At 59.3% G+C, this 18,836-nt stretch carries 13 protein-coding genes and 6 pseudogenes; 7 read left to right on the top strand and 12 right to left on the bottom strand.

Translation table 11 applies throughout. The features are described 5' to 3' along the window. Positions 1–964 precede the first annotated feature (964 nt). The 5 genes and pseudogenes from JJB99_RS07870 to ggt all read right to left on the bottom strand — a co-directional run. Positions 965–1,222, bottom strand: coding sequence for a hypothetical protein (locus JJB99_RS07870; RefSeq protein WP_200498233.1), 258 nt, complete (start codon positions 1,220–1,222; stop codon positions 965–967). Between the two features lie 74 nt (positions 1,223–1,296). Further along, on the bottom strand, positions 1,297–2,733 hold the full coding sequence (locus JJB99_RS07865) for a YCF48-related protein (RefSeq protein WP_200498232.1): 1,437 nt from the start codon (positions 2,731–2,733) through the stop codon (positions 1,297–1,299). Positions 2,734–2,774: 41 nt separating this feature from the next. Continuing rightward, a complete protein-coding gene (locus JJB99_RS07860; RefSeq protein WP_200498231.1) occupies positions 2,775–4,553 on the bottom strand; it encodes a hypothetical protein in 1,779 nt (592 codons plus the stop codon). A gap of 85 nt (positions 4,554–4,638) precedes the next feature. Then, positions 4,639–4,989 carry a hypothetical protein gene (locus JJB99_RS07855; protein WP_200498230.1) on the bottom strand — a complete coding sequence of 117 codons (351 nt, stop codon included), beginning with the start codon at positions 4,987–4,989 and terminating at the stop codon, positions 4,639–4,641. A gap of 91 nt (positions 4,990–5,080) precedes the next feature. Beyond that, a pseudogene (gene ggt / locus JJB99_RS07850) lies at positions 5,081–5,314 on the bottom strand (gamma-glutamyltransferase); the annotation flags it as partial. A 345-nt stretch (positions 5,315–5,659) separates the two neighbouring features. Between ggt and JJB99_RS07845 the strand changes: the two are divergent. From JJB99_RS07845 to JJB99_RS36095, 3 genes and pseudogenes are all read left to right on the top strand, one after another. Further along, a complete protein-coding gene (locus tag JJB99_RS07845; protein WP_200498229.1) occupies positions 5,660–6,454 on the top strand; it encodes a hypothetical protein in 795 nt (264 codons plus the stop codon). 579 nt (positions 6,455–7,033) lie between these two features. After that, positions 7,034–7,363: pseudogene (locus tag JJB99_RS36100) on the top strand (hypothetical protein); the annotation flags it as partial. A 40-nt stretch (positions 7,364–7,403) separates the two neighbouring features. Continuing rightward, positions 7,404–7,547 (top strand): annotated as a pseudogene (locus JJB99_RS36095) (SOS response-associated peptidase); the annotation flags it as partial. Between the two features lie 188 nt (positions 7,548–7,735). Here JJB99_RS36095 and JJB99_RS36090 read toward each other — a convergent pair. Beyond that, positions 7,736–7,937 (bottom strand): annotated as a pseudogene (locus tag JJB99_RS36090) (hypothetical protein). Between the two features lie 558 nt (positions 7,938–8,495). Between JJB99_RS36090 and JJB99_RS07835 the strand changes: the two are divergent. From JJB99_RS07835 to JJB99_RS07825, 4 genes and pseudogenes are all read left to right on the top strand, one after another. Then, positions 8,496–10,193, top strand: a pseudogene (locus JJB99_RS07835) (helix-hairpin-helix domain-containing protein). A gap of 74 nt (positions 10,194–10,267) precedes the next feature. After that, positions 10,268–10,678: an MOSC domain-containing protein gene (locus tag JJB99_RS36745; RefSeq protein ID WP_349629022.1), complete on the top strand. Its 411-nt coding sequence runs from the start codon at positions 10,268–10,270 to the stop codon at positions 10,676–10,678. Beyond that, positions 10,621–10,989, top strand: a complete 369-nt coding sequence (locus JJB99_RS07830; protein ID WP_246775162.1) for a hypothetical protein — start codon at positions 10,621–10,623, stop codon at positions 10,987–10,989. The genes JJB99_RS36745 and JJB99_RS07830 overlap by 58 nt, the downstream gene beginning before the upstream one ends. A 3-nt stretch (positions 10,990–10,992) precedes the next feature. Then, positions 10,993–11,347: pseudogene (locus JJB99_RS07825) on the top strand (SOS response-associated peptidase); the annotation flags it as partial. Between the two features lie 317 nt (positions 11,348–11,664). On the opposite strand, the gene JJB99_RS07820 reads toward JJB99_RS07825, so the two are convergent. The 6 genes from JJB99_RS07820 to JJB99_RS07795 form a co-directional block, all read right to left on the bottom strand. Then, positions 11,665–11,865, bottom strand: a complete 201-nt coding sequence (locus JJB99_RS07820; protein ID WP_200498228.1) for a hypothetical protein — start codon at positions 11,863–11,865, stop codon at positions 11,665–11,667. A 385-nt stretch (positions 11,866–12,250) separates the two neighbouring features. Next, positions 12,251–13,777, bottom strand: coding sequence for an alpha/beta hydrolase (locus JJB99_RS07815; protein ID WP_200498227.1), 1,527 nt, complete (start codon positions 13,775–13,777; stop codon positions 12,251–12,253). 201 nt (positions 13,778–13,978) lie between these two features. Next, the gene (locus JJB99_RS07810) at positions 13,979–15,658 is read right to left on the bottom strand and encodes a DUF262 domain-containing protein (RefSeq protein WP_200498226.1); all 1,680 of its coding nucleotides are present in this window, start codon (positions 15,656–15,658) and stop codon (positions 13,979–13,981) included. A 340-nt stretch (positions 15,659–15,998) separates the two neighbouring features. Next, positions 15,999–16,388, bottom strand: coding sequence for a hypothetical protein (locus tag JJB99_RS07805; RefSeq protein WP_200498225.1), 390 nt, complete (start codon positions 16,386–16,388; stop codon positions 15,999–16,001). A gap of 22 nt (positions 16,389–16,410) precedes the next feature. After that, positions 16,411–17,871, bottom strand: coding sequence for a HesA/MoeB/ThiF family protein (locus JJB99_RS07800; RefSeq protein WP_200498224.1), 1,461 nt, complete (start codon positions 17,869–17,871; stop codon positions 16,411–16,413). 23 nt (positions 17,872–17,894) lie between these two features. After that, positions 17,895–18,746: an E2/UBC family protein gene (locus JJB99_RS07795; protein WP_200498223.1), complete on the bottom strand. Its 852-nt coding sequence runs from the start codon at positions 18,744–18,746 to the stop codon at positions 17,895–17,897. Positions 18,747–18,836: the final 90 nt, after the last annotated feature.

Here is an 18,836-nt window from a genome sequence, read left to right as displayed (position 1 = left end):
GGAACGTTTGCGCATCTAGTCGCAATACTCCTTCCGATCTTGACAATAAGGCTGTATCGCCCCCGCGAAGACGCATCGACAGCGGACTCTCGTTTCTCGCTACAATGCAGGGAAAGCTATGGTAGGCGGATGTTCGCTCGCAGGTCACAATTACATCCGTGTCGGCCGTAATTGATTCGAGGACGTCCTCCAATCTGTGCCGGCCGTCAGAGGCCATGATCAACATCGTTCCATCGCGTCGCAAAAGCGACAGAGCCGCGAAGATCGACACTGCAGAAAGCTCCATCATGTCGCTATTTCGATGTGGATGAAAGTTATAAAAGATCGCGCCATGGTTTTCGTAGATGAAATGATAGCTCTCTTTTGGAAGGCTGACCTCTCGCGGAAACTGTCCTATGTATTGTTTCTGCACGAATGGGGTGCGACAAGAACTATAAAAACGTAGAAAGCACTTCTCGCGCGAATTTGGTTCCGCCAAGTGATCGTACACATCATCCCAACGGAATCTCAAATAGGGGTTGAGAGGCGTCAGGGAGATGGTATCGATTCTTGCACGATGTAGAAGGCGATCAACGGTTGCACACGCGACGCCGGCCCCTGGTCCCAACTCCAGAAATCGGACATCTGCGTTGTTCCTGTACAGAGTAAGGATTTGTCTAGCGATGAATGAAAGTGGCCGTGTGTTTGTATACTTCAGTAGAAGTGGCGTCCCATCGTCACGACAAATGTGACCGTAGTCATCTGAATCGACGAACCAACTGGCGGCCTTTTTGTACGCATAATGGATGAGCCCATTCTGCTCGGCTTGTTGAATGCCCTGCATGTACCAATTGCTTTGATCCGGTCCGGACGACATCTCCTTGTTCCTACAAGCTCCGCAGAGCGCGCTCATCCGGACACCAGCGCTCAAAGTGTCTCAACAACCGTTTCCCGGCAGTGTCGGCGCGCGCGAAGGGCCGTGCCGTTACACAATCGGCTTGGCACCCGGAGCCTGACTTTGCCACCAATCTAGGAAGTCCGCCACCATTTGCGGAGTCCAGCGTGGCTCGCCGATTGGCATGCGTCCGCTGTCGACGGAGGCATGAACCTGCGTGGCGTAATAGAGAACACTTGTCTCGTCGTGCAAATCGAGGACCTTCGGCCAATTAACCGATACGCGCTTCATGTGATCGACGTCCATATCGGTGAAGTAAGCCTTGATCGTCTCCCAAGTCACCGCCATCGGATACTCCTGTCTTCGCTCATTGACTCAAACCGCATGTGATCGTCCCCACGGCAACCGACCAGGGGCATGGCCTATTTGGGCAACCGAACCGACTGGCTTTCTCCTGTTTTGCCGTCGACGGACATTCGGCAGATGTAGAGATCGCCGCCCAGAGGCCTTCCCTTATCGTCAGAGCCGTCCCATGTGACGGTGTGCCTTCCAGCGCGCTGGCTTTCACCGTCGACAAGTGTGCGCACGTGAAAGGCGAAGTGATTCCAAATCCCCACGAACACGCTTTTGGTGTCTTGCGGGAGCACATAGGTGATTTCGACGGAACGGCTGCTGAAATTGGAGGTGTGGGACAGCGCCAGACCCGGTGATTGCGGGGTGGAGATCCCCGCGGCGGCCACCACGGCGTCGAGTGCGGCGAGGTCCGCGCGCTTGTAAACCTTTGCTCCGCTGCAATACCCCGTCGAAGCGGGGCTGCCTAGCAGCCGGTACCGGTTGATCTTAATTCTCGGATCGCTATTCGAATTGCCCGGCACGTTGTTTTGTGCGGTCCAGGACTTGCCGCCGTCTACGGACAGGCTGTTGAAGAGGCCCTCGAAATTGTCGGCCCATCCGCCGACCCAGCCGGATTGCGCATCAATGAAACCGACGCCCTCGAGGTCCATGTTGATGGACTGACCGGCGCTGTCGACGACCGGCAACCGCACCCAGGTCTCTCCTCCATCCGTCGTCTTGAGAATTGCTGCCGTAGAGAAGTTCTCGAGTGATACAAACCCCGTCATGGCGTCCACAAATTGAATCTTCCAGCCCCACTCGCCACAATCAAAACCGGCAACGCCTGCGGCCTTGTTGACCCATGTGGCGCCTCCGTCGGCCGTCATTAGAACCACCGGCTTTAGCTGCGAATATTGCGGATGCGTTTCGTAGCCAGGCTTGACAGCGGGGCACGAAGATTCCTTTTTCCCGCCGACGATCCATCCGGTGTTCTCATCGGAAAAATACACGTCGATCAAGTTGTCGGCATGCTGGCTGAGATCCGTGTGCGTCCAGGTCCCGCCGCCATCCGTGGTCTTGACAAGCCCCGGGCCCGGCAGGTTCGGATCGTTAGTTCCGGCTCCGTAGACGACCTTCTCGTTGACGACTGACATGCCGCAAATGCCAGCAGGTGAGCTGTCGGGCATGTTCGAAATATTGTCCCAGGTTGCTCCGCCATCGACGGTTCTATGCAGCAGAATTTTCAAGAAGTCTTTGTTACCGGCGTCGAACGTCGTAACTGCGCCGACCCAGCCGACTTGCTCGTTTGCCCAACCCGTACAACGCAGATACGGAAAGCCGTTGGTATTCGGATCGATGAATTTCCGAGGGGTCCAGGTATGGCCGCCGTCCAAGGTTTGGCTGACTTGCCCGTTGCTATTCACGAGCCAGCCTTTCTTCTCGTTGAAGAACCAAATGTCGTCGGTCCGGGAATTGGCCACCGGCGAGTTCGTCGCCACCCACTTCCAATCCTTTGCCGTACTCATGGGCTGTTCCCTTTCACAGCTCGTCCGGTCGTTTTAGTTACTCAGCGAAACAGCGGCTGCATCGCAGCCCAGATGTGGCTGAGGCCGCCGCGAAAGCCATCTGGATTAGCCTGCGTACCGAGCATGCCGCTGCCGTCGGTATCGGTATGACATCCGAAGCAGCTGCCGAATTGGAGGAAGGTTTCCATCGTCGAGTTAGCCAGTTGCGGCGTGCCGACCACCGAACCTTTGCTTGGCAGGCCGCCGTTCGCAACCCAAGTCGTGCCGACCTGGAGGTAGTTCCGGCGCACGTCGCCCGCGGCCAGCAGCCCCATGACGTTGTGGTTGAGCGAAACGATGTCGGTGTTGTTGGCGGTAAAATTGGGATCGTTCGCGGCAGTGCCCCAGGGCGCGATCCGAACAATGTCGCTTGGACCGATCGTTTGGCCGGGGACCACACCGAGGGTGGTGCCGTTCGGAATTATTCGCTGGTTGTTCGGATTGGCAGCCGCTGCGCCGGTCGACGACAACACCCAGCCGCTAGGTCCATCTGCCGGCTGTGTGCCTACTGTGCCCGACGTCGTGGTGAACGTATATTGCGGATTGGGAGCGTTGTTGATGTGCTCGAACGTGGCCCACAGCATTTCCGGATGGCCGAGCGTGCTGCCCACGATGTGGATGCCGAGCAGCGCCAGTTTGGTCGGTTTTGTTCCTGACTGCATCGATTTGGTGTTGTTGGGCTGCGTCAATGGTGGATCGTAGGTCGGAATCGTCGCGTCAATGGTGATGTAGTCGCCCGGGTTTGCAAGGCCGGTCGCGTCGATCCATGACGACTTGATCTCCACGGCCATCGCGACGCTATCTGGGAAGGCGGACTGCTTGAACGGCGCCGGCGCCTGTTGCGCGACGGTGTTGATCTGGCCGAGAGTGGCGCCCGTGGTCGGGAATGTCGACGGAATGGGATTGGTGATCTTATTGTCGTTCATTCCCGTGTTGAAGTAAGCCCATACATCGTTCACCTGGAGCAGATAGAAGACCAGCGATCCGTTCTGCGCCATCAACGCGCCACCGCCCGCTTGGCTCTCTTCGGTCTCGATCACCGCGCCCGACGACGTCACCAGACGAGGACGCCCGTTCACCAGCACGGTATCCGGCCGCAAGCCCAGAGGTGTGCCCCGGTCGCTGAACAAGATGGGCGCGCCTCCCGGCGTCCCCTGGAATTCGATCTGTTTGTTCGACCGGTCGAACAAGACCGGCTTGCCGTCTGGAGACGCCTGAATCCGCTCTATCTCGACCGACTGGCCCGCCTTGTCGCGCGCCAGCAGCTTGCCGTTCGCGCCGACAGCCAGATGAATGACGTCGTGCACTTTTCCTTTGCTATCGAACACGACTTCCTGTCCTCTGCTTCCGCGCTGCGAGATGGAGGACAGGAACGGCAAGGAGCGCCCTGGCGCGGCGGGAATAAGATTGCGCTGACCGTTCGAATCGAGCGGCGAGACGGCAAAGAAGATGGAGGATTCGAATACGTGGGAGCCGCTGCCCAGTCGCGATGGCACCGGCGAACCCACCCAGAGAAACATCTGTTCGGCCCACTTATAGAACGAACACAGCGAATTCGGTGCGAACGAGAAACTGTTCGCCGGCCGAACGCCGCCGTTATTCGAGACGCTGCCGGCTTCGAATATCGCGCTGAATTCCTGCGACGTGAAGGAGCAGGTCGACATGACGTTCGTGGGCAGGGTAGTGCCAGCGTTCGCGCCTTGACCCACGGATGTCAGCGCCAGCACCGTAAGGAAGCAACGTGCGCTCTTCTGTAACCCAACGCAGATCTTGATATTCAAGACATCCTCCTTGGGGTGATTGCATGGCACATGCAATCACTAGTTGATCACAACAATGCATCGCACACAATCCCGGCCTGCAACTTTAAGGGAAAATCATTCCTGAAATCTGGGTCGGAGCTGCGAGGCCAGCTAGTCTAGTGAGCCGCGGGATGGCGGGCAAAAAGATGCCGACCAGCAAAGTGTCGGCAACACCACACGGAACCTCGGCTTTGGCGAACACGCGATCTCGAGCAGCGTAGACCATGGCGTAGAGACGACCTGAACGCTTGACGACCCGCCCGGCAACCAAGACGGTGTCCACGTTGCTTACGTCCGTGCCGGACACTACGGCCCCCGTCAAATCGTTGACCGGTGGCACGTTCACAGCGTCGGCTCGGAGCAATACGATGTCAGCTTGCTTACCCGGCGAAAGCGTCCCGACCTTGTGGATCAACCCGTTCGCCTCAGCGCCCCGACGTAGCTATTCGCATCAGATCCCTGACACTAATTCAGTCCCGGCAGGTTCGCGTCACCGCGATTTCGAAGTTGCCGGCTGCGGGATACACAACGGCCAGTGCGTAGCCGATCGCGACCGCCGCATCGATCGCATGACCGCCGTTCTTCAAAACATCGGCTCCCACCGCCGAAGCCAAATGCTGCGCCGTTACGACCATGCCATGCTCTCCCGCGGGAGGAGCCACGGAAGCTGAACGCACCCCATTGCCGTAAAGGAAGAACGCGGAGATCAGGACGTAGGTGACGAGAGATCTCTTGATCATGATTTTCTGCCCGGGTCCGGCTGCATCCGATGCAGCTCGCTCTTTCAACGGTAATACCGCCGGCGAGCCTCATTCATGGGAGGCGAATTGAAAGGTCCGCTCGTCGCGCTCGATGGGACCACATCCGAGGCCGCTCAGGAACATTCCCCCACGGGGCTCGCCCCCGAACCGGAGATCGGCCGCGACCGTAGGCTCCCGCGACAATCCGACCGGCAACTGCAGACGTTCACTCGCCCGTGCTCACTCGGAGGACAGTCTGCGACATCCGCCAATCGGTCGATCTCCCAACTGCCTTTGCGCTCTGATTAGTATATGTAAGTGATAGCGAAGCCGGAGCGTAGCCGAATGCGGGCATTTTCCCCTTACGAAGAAATGCCGTTGATCGTCGTATTGCTGATGATCTTGGCTGCCGGTCTCGGTTGGCTAGGTCGTTTACTGGGACTTTCCGTTCCCGCCAGCATACTCGTAGCTTTCGGCGTCAGTCTCGTCGCGTGCCATTGCTGGTTCTTTTTCTTTCGCAAGCAGCACGGCCCCGACGTGCCGAGGTATATCGACTACGTCTATCTTTTCGTCGGCGCGGTAGGTCTCTTCGCCAGTTCGATCGAATACACCAACAGTCGCCTGGACAAGACCCAAAGAGATGCAGTTTCCCACGTCGTGTCAGCGCTCACGGCCGCACGAGAAATCTACGGTGCGACATATTCGCACAATTGCACCGATGACAAGAACGTCTCCATCCGGGCGCTCCTGATACCGTTCGACAAGGACAAATGTCGGTATTTGAAGGAGTGGTTGGACACTTACGACATCGACGGACCGCTCGATAGCGATGCTTCGTACGGGCTTCTGGCCCAAAGAATCGTCACGGTGAGGCAGCTAGATCACCTGGTGCCGGGAGCCGGTTACGATCACTTTGAAGAACAATTTCAGAAATACATGCCTGCCACCGTCAAGACCGGCGTCGATTTCGTCTGGCTGTCACCTGCAATAATGGATGCGATGCGGTACATTGGCTTCATGCTTTTGTCGACCGCGATCGCCCTGCGAATAACTAAGGTGACTGTCGAAGTCGGTGGATGGTATCGCGGGAAGATCGAGAAGCGGCAAGAAATCGAGCAAGTGCCGGAGCAGCTCGGGTGAAAACCGTTGTGCCCGCGCGGTGTCGCTACGGACGATCATCGTGATCGACCTGTCACGCCGTATCTCCCGGTTCGCGGATTTCGGCTGGCACTTACCATGAGGTCACTATCTCAGGTTGTGAAGACACAGCCATTGTTCGCCGACGACCAGCTCTGGTGAAGACCTCAAGCCGACGCACCGGCCCCATGATAGCAGTACGCACTGTGTTCATTCTAAGCCCAACGGTCGAAACCAGACCGTAGACCCACAGTCCGGTAGGTGGCCGCTGAACAGCGCTTACGAATGAATCCGCACAAGTCAAAGCGGTCCCCACGTGCCAAAACGACGATCGCACCCACGGCTCTTAAAAAATTGGCCCCAACGCCGGACGGGGCTTTTTCAACACAATCCCCCAACAGCGGGGGTGACCGTGGCTTCGGATCGCGCAGGCACAAGAGCCGGCGAAGGATCGCTGTGGCTATGCGGTGATCTGTCGGGGGTTCGAGTCAATAGACCGATACATCGCTAAACCCACTATTTCGGAGGCCCTGTTTTCTTATCGGCGCACAGCGTATCTGGCCTAGCGGCGCTTTGATAGCCCGCAGCAAAGGCAACGCACTTATCCGCCAAGCGGACCGATTGCTTTGCGAGAGCTGGAACGAACGGATGTGGGCGGACGGTGAGCCCATCGACCCATCGCCGAGCGTCGATCAAGCGGTCAACGGCGGCTACACTTGGCTTGAGATCGAATGCTCCCGCTGCAAGACACGCCGGGATGTCGATCTGGCCGCCCTTCCTCACCCGCCGACCACCTTCGTGCACGACCTGGCCAGCCGTCTCCGGTGCAGCAAATGTGCTAAGGCTGGTCGGCGTCCTGCGGCGACCCTTCTCCAATTAACACAGCGGCCCCACTCCGCTCCGGAGACGTGACCTTGTGCGATCTCTATTCGATGACGAAAAACGTCGACGCGACGCGAGCCGCCCACTCCTAGCGTTTGCCGGCCTCTGGACCAACTGGACGTCTGTCCGGAAGGCCATGGAAGGCGAGATCACGGCCGACCTCTTCGGTTTTCTGACTTGCGATCCAAACGCCGAGGTCAAACGCGTCCAGCCCTTGCGAGAAGATGTCGAGGTCCGGTACGCGCGCGGCGAGCCGCTTGGTGCGCTCAGCCCAATCCCGTCCGCTCGTCGCAAGAATGGCCATGTCGCGCTTGAGGTCCGCCATAACGGCGAAACCGTCCGGATAACTCACCAGGATCTTGAGCACCGTGACCTGGAAGTTCACGCCCCCTTCCCTCCCCGCTATCGCCACATGGTCGGCGCGTCGTGGAGAGCCTCGCGGCCGATCTGCTTGAGCCGGTCCGGCGAAGTGTCACCTTTCCGCGGCGGCTTCCAGTATCCTGGACGCCACGTGGGCGCGTGTGCCAGATTCGGAGCGCGAAACGTCTTCGCAGACCTCGTCGAGGACAGCGCGCAACAGCGCGGTCGTTGCCCGATCGAACATGGCAGACCCCCCAAAAGGAAAAGCAGCCGTTTTGCAATGGTAAAGGCGCCGAATTCAACATTGTTAAAGCGGCGTAAAATCCAGGCTAAACTAGTCTACATTCGGACTGGCTCTTCGCAAGACTTGGAATTTGCCGCGCCGCAGCACTCGCACGACGATCAGCCATGGCGCCGAGGGATGCGAGGTCCTCTCGTAGCCGGCAAAGAGTGCCAGCTCGGTTTCCGTTGGGAGCACCGGGTTAGGCTGCGTCCAGATCCCGGACCATGGAGTGACGCACCGGCCTGCGGCGTAGCCGACCGGCTTCGTTGGCGTGACACCTCGCGCACCTGAACCGGACTTGCGGCTGCGGAGACGACCCCGCTGCAGTCTCGCAGCAATCGGCCAAGCGCCGCCGCGTGGGCATTTCTCCCAGCGAGTCTCGGTCTCGATCATGCAAGCGTCTCCACGGTCCCGCTCGCCAACCAGCTCAATTCCCGGCTGTTCCAAGCTCGGCAATAGCCCTTCCGGAACTGCTTGCCGCTGCGGCCCGTTGGGATTTCGAAAAGGCGTGCGGAAGACATGGTGACCAAGATCGGTAAGCAAGATATCGCAAAGCTGCTGCGGGAGTACGCGCAGCGGAGCGCGCTGCGCGGCGGCAATCCCTACCGCGCGAAAGCCTATTCCCGCGCCGCTTCCCGCGCCGCCGACAGCCTGACGGCACTGGCCGTCCCGATCGAACGTCTGATTGAAGAGGACCGGTTGACGGAGATACCTGGCGTGGGTGATGCCATCGCCGACATCATCATCAAGCTTCACCGCACAGGCACTCACCCCAGCCTGGAGAAGCTCCGGCAGGAGATCCCCGCCGGTGTGCTGGAGCTCCTGAGCGTGCCCGGGCTTCGGCCCGACAAGGTGCTGCGGCTCTACAAGGACTTGGGCGTCACCTCCCTCGCCGAACTGGAGCAGGCAGCGAAGGAGGACCGGATCAAGAAGGCCAAGGGGCTCGGGTCGGCGCTGCAGACCAAGATCCTGCAAAATCTCGCGATCGCCAAAAGCGGCGAAGGTCGTCTGCACCTGCATCGCGCTGCCGCCCTGCTCAAGCACGCGAAGGACTCGCTGCAGAACGCCCGGCCCGAGCTCAAACGGCTCACCATCGCCGGCGACTTCAGGCGGGGCTGCGAGCTCGTCGCTGATCTGGCCATTGTCGCCGAAGCACCAGGGAGCGGCAGCGAGCCAAACGTGGTCGACTCCGGCGGACTGCAGGTTCACCTCACCGATCGCAAGCACTTTGGCGCCGCCCTGCTGCAGGCAACAGGATCGGCGGCCCACCTGGAGCAGCTTCAGGCGCTCGCCGAAAAGAAGTAAATGCGCCTTGAACAAGACGGACTGCAGAAGGGGCGCAGCGTGATCGCACGCACCGAAGAAGACATCTACCGCGCGCTCGGGTTGCCATTCATCGAGCCCGAACTGCGCGAGGGCCACGGCGAGATCGAGCGGGCGCTGAAGGGGAAGCTGCCAAGGCTCGTCACTGACCAGGACCTGCGCGGGATCGTGCACTGCCACACAGACGCCTCGGACGGAACCGAGAGCCTCGAGACCATGGCGAATGCGACGCTGAAGCGCGGCTTCGAATATTTCGGCGTTGCCGACCATTCCAAGTCTGCGCACTACGCCGGAGGCCTCTCGCTTGAGCAGATCAAGGAGCAGCACCAGGAAGCCGACCGGCTCAACAAGAAGTCTGGCAAGGACTTCCGCATCCTGAAAGGCGTAGAATCTGACATCCTGGCAGACGGAGCGCTCGACTATCCTGACGACGTGCTGGAAAGCTTCGACTTTGTGGTCGCCAGTATCCACGGACGCTTCAAGCTGGACAGAAAGGCCCAGACCGAACGGCTGCTCCGCGCGATTGCCAACCCCTACACCACCATCGTTGGCCATATGACTGGCCGCCAGCTCCAGCGCCGGCCGGGGTACGAGATTGACGTCGAAAAGGTCCTTCGCTCCTGCGCCAAGCACGACGTCGCGGTCGAGATCAACGCCCATCCGTGGCGACTCGATCTGGACTGGCGCTGGCATCAGCGGGCGCTCGAATGCGGCTGCATGTTGAGCATCAATCCGGACGCGCACTCGGTCGCGGAGCTTGATCACATGCATTGGGGTGTCGAGATGGCGCGAAAAGGCGGCGTGCCAGCGGACCGAGTGCTGAATGCCATGCCGCTGGCGGACATCGCGCGATACCTTCGCCAGCGGCGGCGCTCCTTTGCACGTGCAGCCTGACGGACGATGAGGGCCTCGTTCTCCAAGGCATCGTTCTGGCGGTGTCGGCAGATCGCGGGCATCGTTTCAGCAAGATGCCGCAACGCGACATCCTGTTGGTGGAAGGCCATGGCGTCGAAGGAGACGCGCACGCTGGCCGTTTCGTTCGGCACAGATACCTCGCCCGAAGGCAGCCTCGCCTGCCCAATCTGCGCCAGGCACACCTGATACCGTCCGAGCTGTTCGGCACGCTCCGGAGCTGCGGCTACGAAATCGCTCCGGGACAACTCGGCGAGAACATCACGACCGCCGACCTGGATCTTGAGAGTCTGCCGGTGGGGACGCGAATCCTGCTCGGACCGACCGCCTCGGTGGAACTGAGCGGACTTCGAACTCCCTTCGCGCTGATTGATCGCTTCTGGCAAAAGAGCGCGGCAAGGCACGCGCGATGGCAAACATCCTGGCTGCCCGATCGGCGGAGATGCGGGCCAAAAGCGAGGCGATGATCCAGGAGGCCGAGAGGCTGCTTTGCGAAAGCTGGAACGAGCGGATGTGGAGTGACGGCGAACCGATCGATCCGTCGCCGACCATCGATCAGGCCGTGAACGGAGGCTTCCCATGGCTGGAGATCAGGTGCGCGCGCTGCAAGACGCCGAGCGACATTGACCTCGCGGCGATGAAGCACCCGCCGACCACCTTCGTGCACGATCTCGCCAGCCGGCTGCGCTGTCGCAAATGCGCCAAGGCGAGCCGGCGTCCATCCGCGACTCTGCTACAGTTGACGTGGCAGCCGCGCCAACCTCGAACCGAATCCTGACCGATGTGCGATCTCTATTCAATCACGACCCATCAGGCCGCTATCAGCGCGCTATTTCGCGTTGTGAACCGATATGTCGGCAACCTGGCGCCGATCCGGCGTGTTTCCGGATTACAAGGCGCCAATCGTGCGCAACGGCGCCGAAGGCCGCGAGCTTGCTATCGCGCGGTGGGGAATGCCGTCATCCCAGCAGGCCCTGATGGAGGCGACCAAAAAACGGGCAAAGAAACTCGAGGCCAAGGGGCAACCCGTCGATTTCAAGCAGTTGCTCCGGATGGAGCCGGACGGCGGGACCACGAACATCCGCAATGTCAAGAGCAAACACTGGACGCGATGGCTGCGAGCCGAGAACCGCTGCACAAGTAGGGCGGGTCGGTGAGAGTGAACTCCACCAAGGCGGACTTCATCTGGCGCATCACCTCAACACAGTCGCCATGGACGACCGTGTTGAGCGGCTGATTGATGGCGGTGCTCATGAGCGCACCTCCAGGCCGAGAAGTTCGGCCTCCCAATCGATGCCGTGAGCGGAACTGGAATCGAACTCGGCCGGACCGTTCAGTTCATACATGGCGACTGCCTTGGCAATCGCGGCTTCCTAGCTTTCGGCAAGCACGATGGTCTCGTGCAGCTCGTAATCGATGAAGCCGACGCGGTAGCGCCGCGAAGCGGCGGGGCTCATCGCCCCGCCTCCGCGTCGGCCTTGGGCTCGCGAATGACCAGGCGGCCATTCAGGGGCAGGCAGCTGAGCTGGATGTTGAAGCCCTTGCCGTCCTGATGCTCCCAGGCTGCGCCGATCTTGGTCCAGAAGGCGTTGTCACCTTCTCCCTCGATCACATAGACCGCATGCGGCGCCGGTTTCTTTTCGTTGCGTTTCATCTTCGGTACTCCCGTTTGGTTTTACCGGCTGCGCCAATCGCGGCCGGACGGGAATTCCTTGAGGAACGAAGGATGAGCGGCAGGGCAAGGAGGCTCCGACCGAGGGACCCTCCGGGATACGGTTGGATGCCTTGCGCTGACGCGCTTCGGTCCCAAATTCCCCGTCCTACTGGCCGCGCAATGGATGCAGCTCCTCACGGGAGTAGGGCTGAGACGCAATAGAACCGCGCTGAATTGGTTTTCGAGGGTCGGGGTAGGAGACACACCCTGGCCTAGCTGACTAAGCTCCGTGGAAATGGCCAAATGGGCTGATACAATCTCAATGATTCTGAATGCGATACCTTGAGACTGGTGGTGATCCCGCTCGTTCGTCAAGGGGAGGTGGCTAAGCTCCGATAAGCCAATATTTCAGGTCGCCTTGCGACTGAGCTTGCAGACCGAAGCGTTTGCTCGGGGGTGCTCCGTGTTTTATCAGCATGTGAATGTCGGTAAGGACGCCCCTGGATTCAGCGACGTATCCGTGCCCAAGAACCGTCACGTCGGCATTCGTCACGACAACCGTATCGATGCCGCGAAGAACAGTTACCGGAGGGGTAAGCCCGACCCGGTCATATCCGTGTAGCCAATTCGAGAGCCCAACCGCTCGATCTTTGGCTGAGGCGTAAAGAGTCGTCCGCCGGGAGATCTTCCCGTAGGCCTCGTAGAGCTGCTTGAACGTGTCTGCATCAACATCGGGAGCAGCTAGAATGATCTGGTCAAATGCTTTCCCGGTCCGGCGGGCTGCCGCTGTAGCGATTCTATTCACAGCTCTGAGGACACCGCGATTGCCCATGCTGTGCGCAATGATATGGATTTTCGAGGCGCCAGATCGCTGCGCAAAATCTGTTAAGAATTGCGCGATGTATTGTTCGCTGGCTTCGATGGTCGCTTCGTCGTTGGAATATAGGCTGGTCTTGCCGCGTGATGGCCAGCTATAGAACGCCATGCACCCCCGCACTGAAAGATCGGTGCCAAGCTGCGCTGCCCGAATTGCGGCATCTTCAAAAGAGACGTTATAGCCATGAATGAAGATGACCGCCTCGCGGTCGGAAATCCGCAATCGTTGTAGTTGCAACGTAACGTCCGCCCAGAATTCTGCTTCTGCCAGCGCCTTGATATCCGAGAGCTTCAGCCGGTCATCAGCGCCCTTTATCAGGCGCTTCCACCAACTTGAGCCAGTCGAGCCTATCATGTGCGATTCAGGCACGAAGACTTTACATACTCCCAGATGCATCCGTGAATCCCGGCTGCCGGAAAAGCCCTTTCCATAGTCGCTGGCATCATTGGGCTTCCGGTTCGTGCCGAACCAGACGCTGTAGGTGAGATCTTTGCGAGTTATAGCGTCACCAGCTGTTGCTTCCTCCGGAAGCGGGGGCGGGCTCGCGGGAGCCGGGCTAGACGTGGCGCCAGAGTCGGACGACTCCGGCATTTGATACGGTTCGCCCGGATCAACGGAAGCCTGGTCTTGGGAGTCGCCTCGGTCATAAACTCGGGGGCGCGCAGGTTTTGTGGCCTTCCTAGGCACTCTGGTTGCGCTCTTGGGGGCCGCCTTCTTGACGGCTTTCTTGGCCGCCTTTTTGGCTTTTTTCGATGCTCGAGCCTTCCCTTTTGGGAGGCTTCCGATACGAGTACGTTGCGGCTGGCTCTGATACAGATCCAGAGCCATCGCGGCCAGGGTGGTAGGCGCCCGCTGATGCAATTGCATCTTACCACTCTGGATCCAAGGCAAGTGCCTCACTTCCTCAATCAAGAGGCGGGTCTGCTCTTTGGATAGATAGCGGCTCAGCGGAAGATTAGGATCGATGTTCTCAAAGCGGCCGCGTCGGCGCAGGTGCGCAATGAGACGCTTTAAAATTTCTTCAAAGGACAGCATCAGCCCCCCGACCGACGTCTTAATTGATCAAACTATAAAGGCCCGAGAGTGGGAATACAACCGGACCACCTGGCGATCGGCAATAGTGGGCCTTCTGCCCTGGCTTTCAGCGGCGGATGCGCCGAGAGGATGCGAGAGAAGCAATAGAATAGCGCCAAAATGAGTTCAGCGGCACTGTGTGAAGCGCGCCCACCGGAGCCGTCAATCAAGCCTCCAGAGCTGGGCAATAGCACCAAGGATCTCCGCTTGGCGCCGCTCCAGCGTTGCGACCGTCCACTCCTTTTCCTTCAGGACGTTGCTCGTGATCGCGAAATTGGCGACGCCAGCTTTCATCGCGAAGTACTTCTCCTTCTTATCGACGAAATCAAAGTTGCTCGCCTGGGAGTTCTTGCGGCGGGTGAGAAGGACCAGGTTGGCGAGCTTATGTACCCATCGGTCTCGCTCCGGCGCATCCGGGAAGTCAGTCAGCCATTGACTTCCCTCGGAGGGGTTTTGGGGAAGTACGTGTTCGACGGTGACGATCGGCTGATTGTAGACGGCGCTGCCACCGGACAGCAGCTCGTCGAGACGGAGGAGGAGCGGCAAGCGAATGCGCGTGACTCTGTAGATGTCGCCCTGCAAGGCTTCCCGCACGAATCTCTTCTCGTCAACGCTCAACTGTAGAGGCGACTCGGCCGCGAATAGGTCGTCACTGGCCTGAATTGAACCGAGAAGCTTACCGTAACGCCGGATACGCTCGGACGGATCGCTCCTCATGAGGAAAAGGCCGTAGGCGAGCCGCTCCAGGTCCGACAAGAAGCGAAGAATAAATTCGGGGCTCTCTCTCTTTCGCGCAATGACTTCGATCGCCGGCGGCTGCCAGTCGAAGTTGTCCAGGCGAGAGAGGTGGGTCAACTCGCGGTTGATTTCATCGGCGTGCTTAAAGCTGACAAAGCTCTTATCAGTGATTTGCTCATAGGCATCGGCGTAGGGCGACAATTCCTTCTTGATGAAGTCTGCAGGGTTCTTTCGGGTCGGTACGAACTCGCGGAACTCCGCGATCAGTGTGCCCTGCATTTTCTGCTTTCGATGGATCATCCGGATGTGGCCGAAAAGTTCGGCGAATCGCGACCTCCCCAGCTCGTCCTCAATGTCTTCCCAGATGCTGTTGTAGTCATCTTGCTTGTCGCCTGGGAGAGCGCCGATGATTTCGGCCTTAAGAATGTCTGCTGGAGACAAGTCCAGGCCGCGGGAATTCAGGACCGAGAATATCCGGAAGGCTGATTCCTGATCGGAAGCCGCCACTATGACCAGATAACACCGCTGAGCGATGTACATGGTGAGCCGCCGTCGCTGCTGGTCAGGTACGTCCTTCAGTTTCTCGCGGAAGAACGCCGCATTTTCGATCATGCGTGCGCGTGAATCGGAAAACTGCCGGGCGTCAGGCAGACTTCCCGTCTGCGAAATCGTCTGGATCATCGATCGGAAGAACTCGGCATCGCGCTCCCTGGGTGCTAACCGGAAAACATCATCCGTTTCCTTAATCGGGTCGCCCGTTTGGCAGATGTACTTATGGATCGCCTGACCGATTTTCGCATCCGCCAGGTCCCGGAGGACGCAAAGGAGAATGGTTATCGTCGTTAGGCGCTGCTGGCCGTCCACAACATCGGCTTCCGGCGCCTGTGGGTTCTTGATCAGGACAATACTGCCAAGAAAGTACGGACTCGCATTGGCGACGTCTGCCGTGTCGCCGCAGGCAGTCGTTATGTCATCAAGCAGTTCGCTCGCCTGTTCGGTCGTCCAGGCATACGGCCGCTGGTAGGACGGGATACTGAAAAGGTACTTGTCGCAAAAGATATCAAGTATCGGCTTCTCGTTAGCTTCGATCGTATGGCGAGTCATCTTCCAAAAATTCCTCCGGAGGCAATGTATACCGCAAGCCGCTGGAGGGATACTATTTTCGGTTGTGAACAGAAGGCAACGTATTTTTCAGCGGCGCTCCGTGCAAAGCGACATCCTCGGATGGCGCCATTCACTGCCAGAGAGGGTTCAGGAGACGCAAAGGATGAGCGGCGGAGGAGGCTCCGCCCGTCCGACATACTTGGCCGACCCGCGTCGGGTCAAAATCCCCCGTCCCACTGGTCGCGCAATGGATGCAGTCCCCACACGGAAGTAGGCCTGAGACGCAATAGAACCGCGCCAGATTGAGTTTGTGGTCGAGTGGGCGGAGATTTGACGCGCATCAGAGGTCGAGAGGTTCGCAAATAAGGACTGGCAGGTGCTTATATCCTGCGGCTACCGAAGCGTAGAATCGGTGAAAGCCGTTGTGCACCGTGAATCGGTACGGACCAGAGGTCGCGAGATAGACCTCTACGGCCGGGAGCGCGCATTCGGGAGACTGGAATGCGAAGAGGACCGGCATCATCTTGAACTTCTTCAGCATCGGTACGCCGGGATCGCGTCGAGGCGGCTCGATGTCGGTGATCGGCACTACGTCAATGTCATTCTCCGGCCGGATCTTGTATGGGTAATAGCCGCCAGGACTGGGACGGAAGTGCTCCATTTCGGCGAAGTGCCACCAATCGTCCGGGATCTCGAACGTGCCTACATCGACTGGAAGGTCGAAGCGCATGAGTCGGTCCCTGGCTCACCCATCAGCCGATGAAAAGGCGTTTGACCGCGCGCGAGATTCGTTGGAACAGGCTCGGCACCGGCTCAGGCAACTTCTCTACGACAGGGTCTCTGTTCGCTGGAGGAGCGCCAGTCACCTCAAACCCGCAGTGATCCCCGAGTGCGATGATGTCGGCAAACAGACATTCGGGGCTGCATTTCCCGTGTTGACTTGGCTCCATGAAGCTGCCGACGAAATGATAGAGCTGCTGACCCGGGTTCGACCGGCCGAGGGGATCGAGGACCATTGCAAGCATCTGGAGCGTCTGAAGACTCGCGCAAGCCATCGAAAACGCGAATACGTTCTCCCGAGCTTTCAGCGGATGGCCCTTGTCCAATCCCTGGATGTAGGTCGGGTCATCCAGGTAGCCCTCTCGTTCCAGTTGAACCAGCCCGGCATCGTACTGGCCGATGCATTGCATACATTGATGCCCCACGGTGACTGTATGAGCGCGCCAGTCAGCTGCGGCCAATTCCTCATGCCGGTTTGTGCGAACGGAAATTCCACCATCAATGACAGGGATTAGGTGAGCATAGGCAATCAAATTGAGGACATGCCTCCCCCAGGGGCGGTCAACGCAGGAAAACAGAATGTCGCAATCCAGCGCAGCGCGAAAGCCGGCATCCTCGTACACGGCGGCGACCACCGGAATGGCGTCGAATCGCGCTCCCGTTGCGCATTCGCCCAAGTGGTCAGCAAGTCCGTTCGCTTTTAGCGCGCCGACGTTACCCCTCCGCGCGTACAGGAGGCGGTCCAGATTCTTAGTCTCGATCCTGTCGAAATCGATCACCGTAACATCTTCAATCCCGGAACGGGCCATGCCCTCGGCGATGAAGGCGCCCACACTGCCTGCTCCGACGATGCCCACCCGGAGCCGCGCGAGATCGGCTTGTTTCTTCTTTCCCCAGGCGGAAATCGTTCGAATCTGTGCCTCTGTTCCGCGCGGGACGGGTGCGAGAGCCTCCATGAACGTCGATCGAAGCCTTTCTCCAACCACGCGAACGGTGGCGCAGTCCCGTCTCGCGTACTGCCGCGGTGCCGTGCGCTCCCAGAATCGGGCGCTCCAGGCTCCATCGCCTGCGATCGTCAAGCCGACAAACGGAAGCCCCGTTGCGCCATAGACGGCTGCAGCATGACCTTGCTCCGTATTGACGTCATCCGTGCTCATGCCCTGCCAGGATAACCCGCCTGGATGACTGTGCATCAGGGCTAAGCCGGCGCCCGCCTGCGCAGCTTCTGAAAGGGCCCGTGTGAAGTAGTGGGATTCGAAGCTGGCGTTGCCGTGGACGTTTCGCTCGCCCTCCGTCGGCAAGATGAGCCGTTCAACGAGAGCAGTCGTCCTCGTCTGCCCGGTGCTCGGGTGCCAGAGCGCAAAGCAGAGATCTTCCTGCCGGTCGGCGCGCAACAGGTGACGTCGCCCCAGCGCGTCGACCGACTCAGACATGGCCGCACCTCGGACGGCCTTTGTCATTGCGTGTCCCACAATTTCCAGACGTGGCTCATGTAGGTGGCTACCGCCTTCTTCGCGGCGCCCCAGTTGCTGTAGGGGCGAGACCAGTATTGCCATTCACCGCCCAGCGCGTTCTGAAAGTCCGCGCTGTCGTGAATGCCACCCGTCGGGTGTGTGCCTCCGCCCCGGTTGGGATAAAACCTCGGCGACACGTGGATTCCGCCGGGCGATGTCATCGGGAAATCCGCCGGCACGATCAAGCCAAGCTGCACCTGCCGCCCGGCGAAATTGCCGGTCGGGATTTCATAGGCGAAGTAGACGTGCTCGGACTTGCCGGGGACGACCGTGGGATTGAAACCAAGTGATTTCAGACCCGCCATGAAGAAGGGCACCCCGGTTCTTGCGGTCCCGTCGGAGACCGGAGCCGGCCCGACTGAGATCACCTGGAAGCGCGCGCCCTCGTGCAACTGGAAGGGAACGTCGCCCTTGCCCTGAAAGCTGGCCTGATGATGGGGATCGGTTTCGATGAGGTAGTGGGTCGCGATATCCAGACCGGAAAAGTCCTTGATGATCTCGTTCGGCGTCCAGTTGCGCTGTTCGGTCTCGTAGTTCTCCCCGTCTACCGAGAAATGAATGACCTTCGGGTGGTGGTGGGCCTCCTCAAGCTCATGCTCGGCGGTATCGAACTCTTGCTCTGCCGCGTTCAGGTCTTCCATCCCGTGCCGGATCTCCCCCTTGGCCTTGTCGATGTCGGCCTTGGCCTCCTCAACGTCGTGCAGGGCTTTGACTTCATCATGCCCGCAGGCCTCGCGGCCCTTGGGCCCCGCCTCAATGGGCTCCTGATGACCTTCCTGATTCGCTTCGCTCATATTGCCGTCTCCTTCATCAAACAGTCCGCGGATATGCTGATTAGCGTATTTTACGCCAAGCGACAGCCGAGTCAATAGGCTGGCAAACCA

This window comes from Bradyrhizobium diazoefficiens, from assembly GCF_016616235.1.
Taxonomy (GTDB): domain Bacteria; phylum Pseudomonadota; class Alphaproteobacteria; order Rhizobiales; family Xanthobacteraceae; genus Bradyrhizobium; species Bradyrhizobium diazoefficiens_H.
This window is presented reverse-complemented; position numbering and strand designations above follow the sequence as displayed.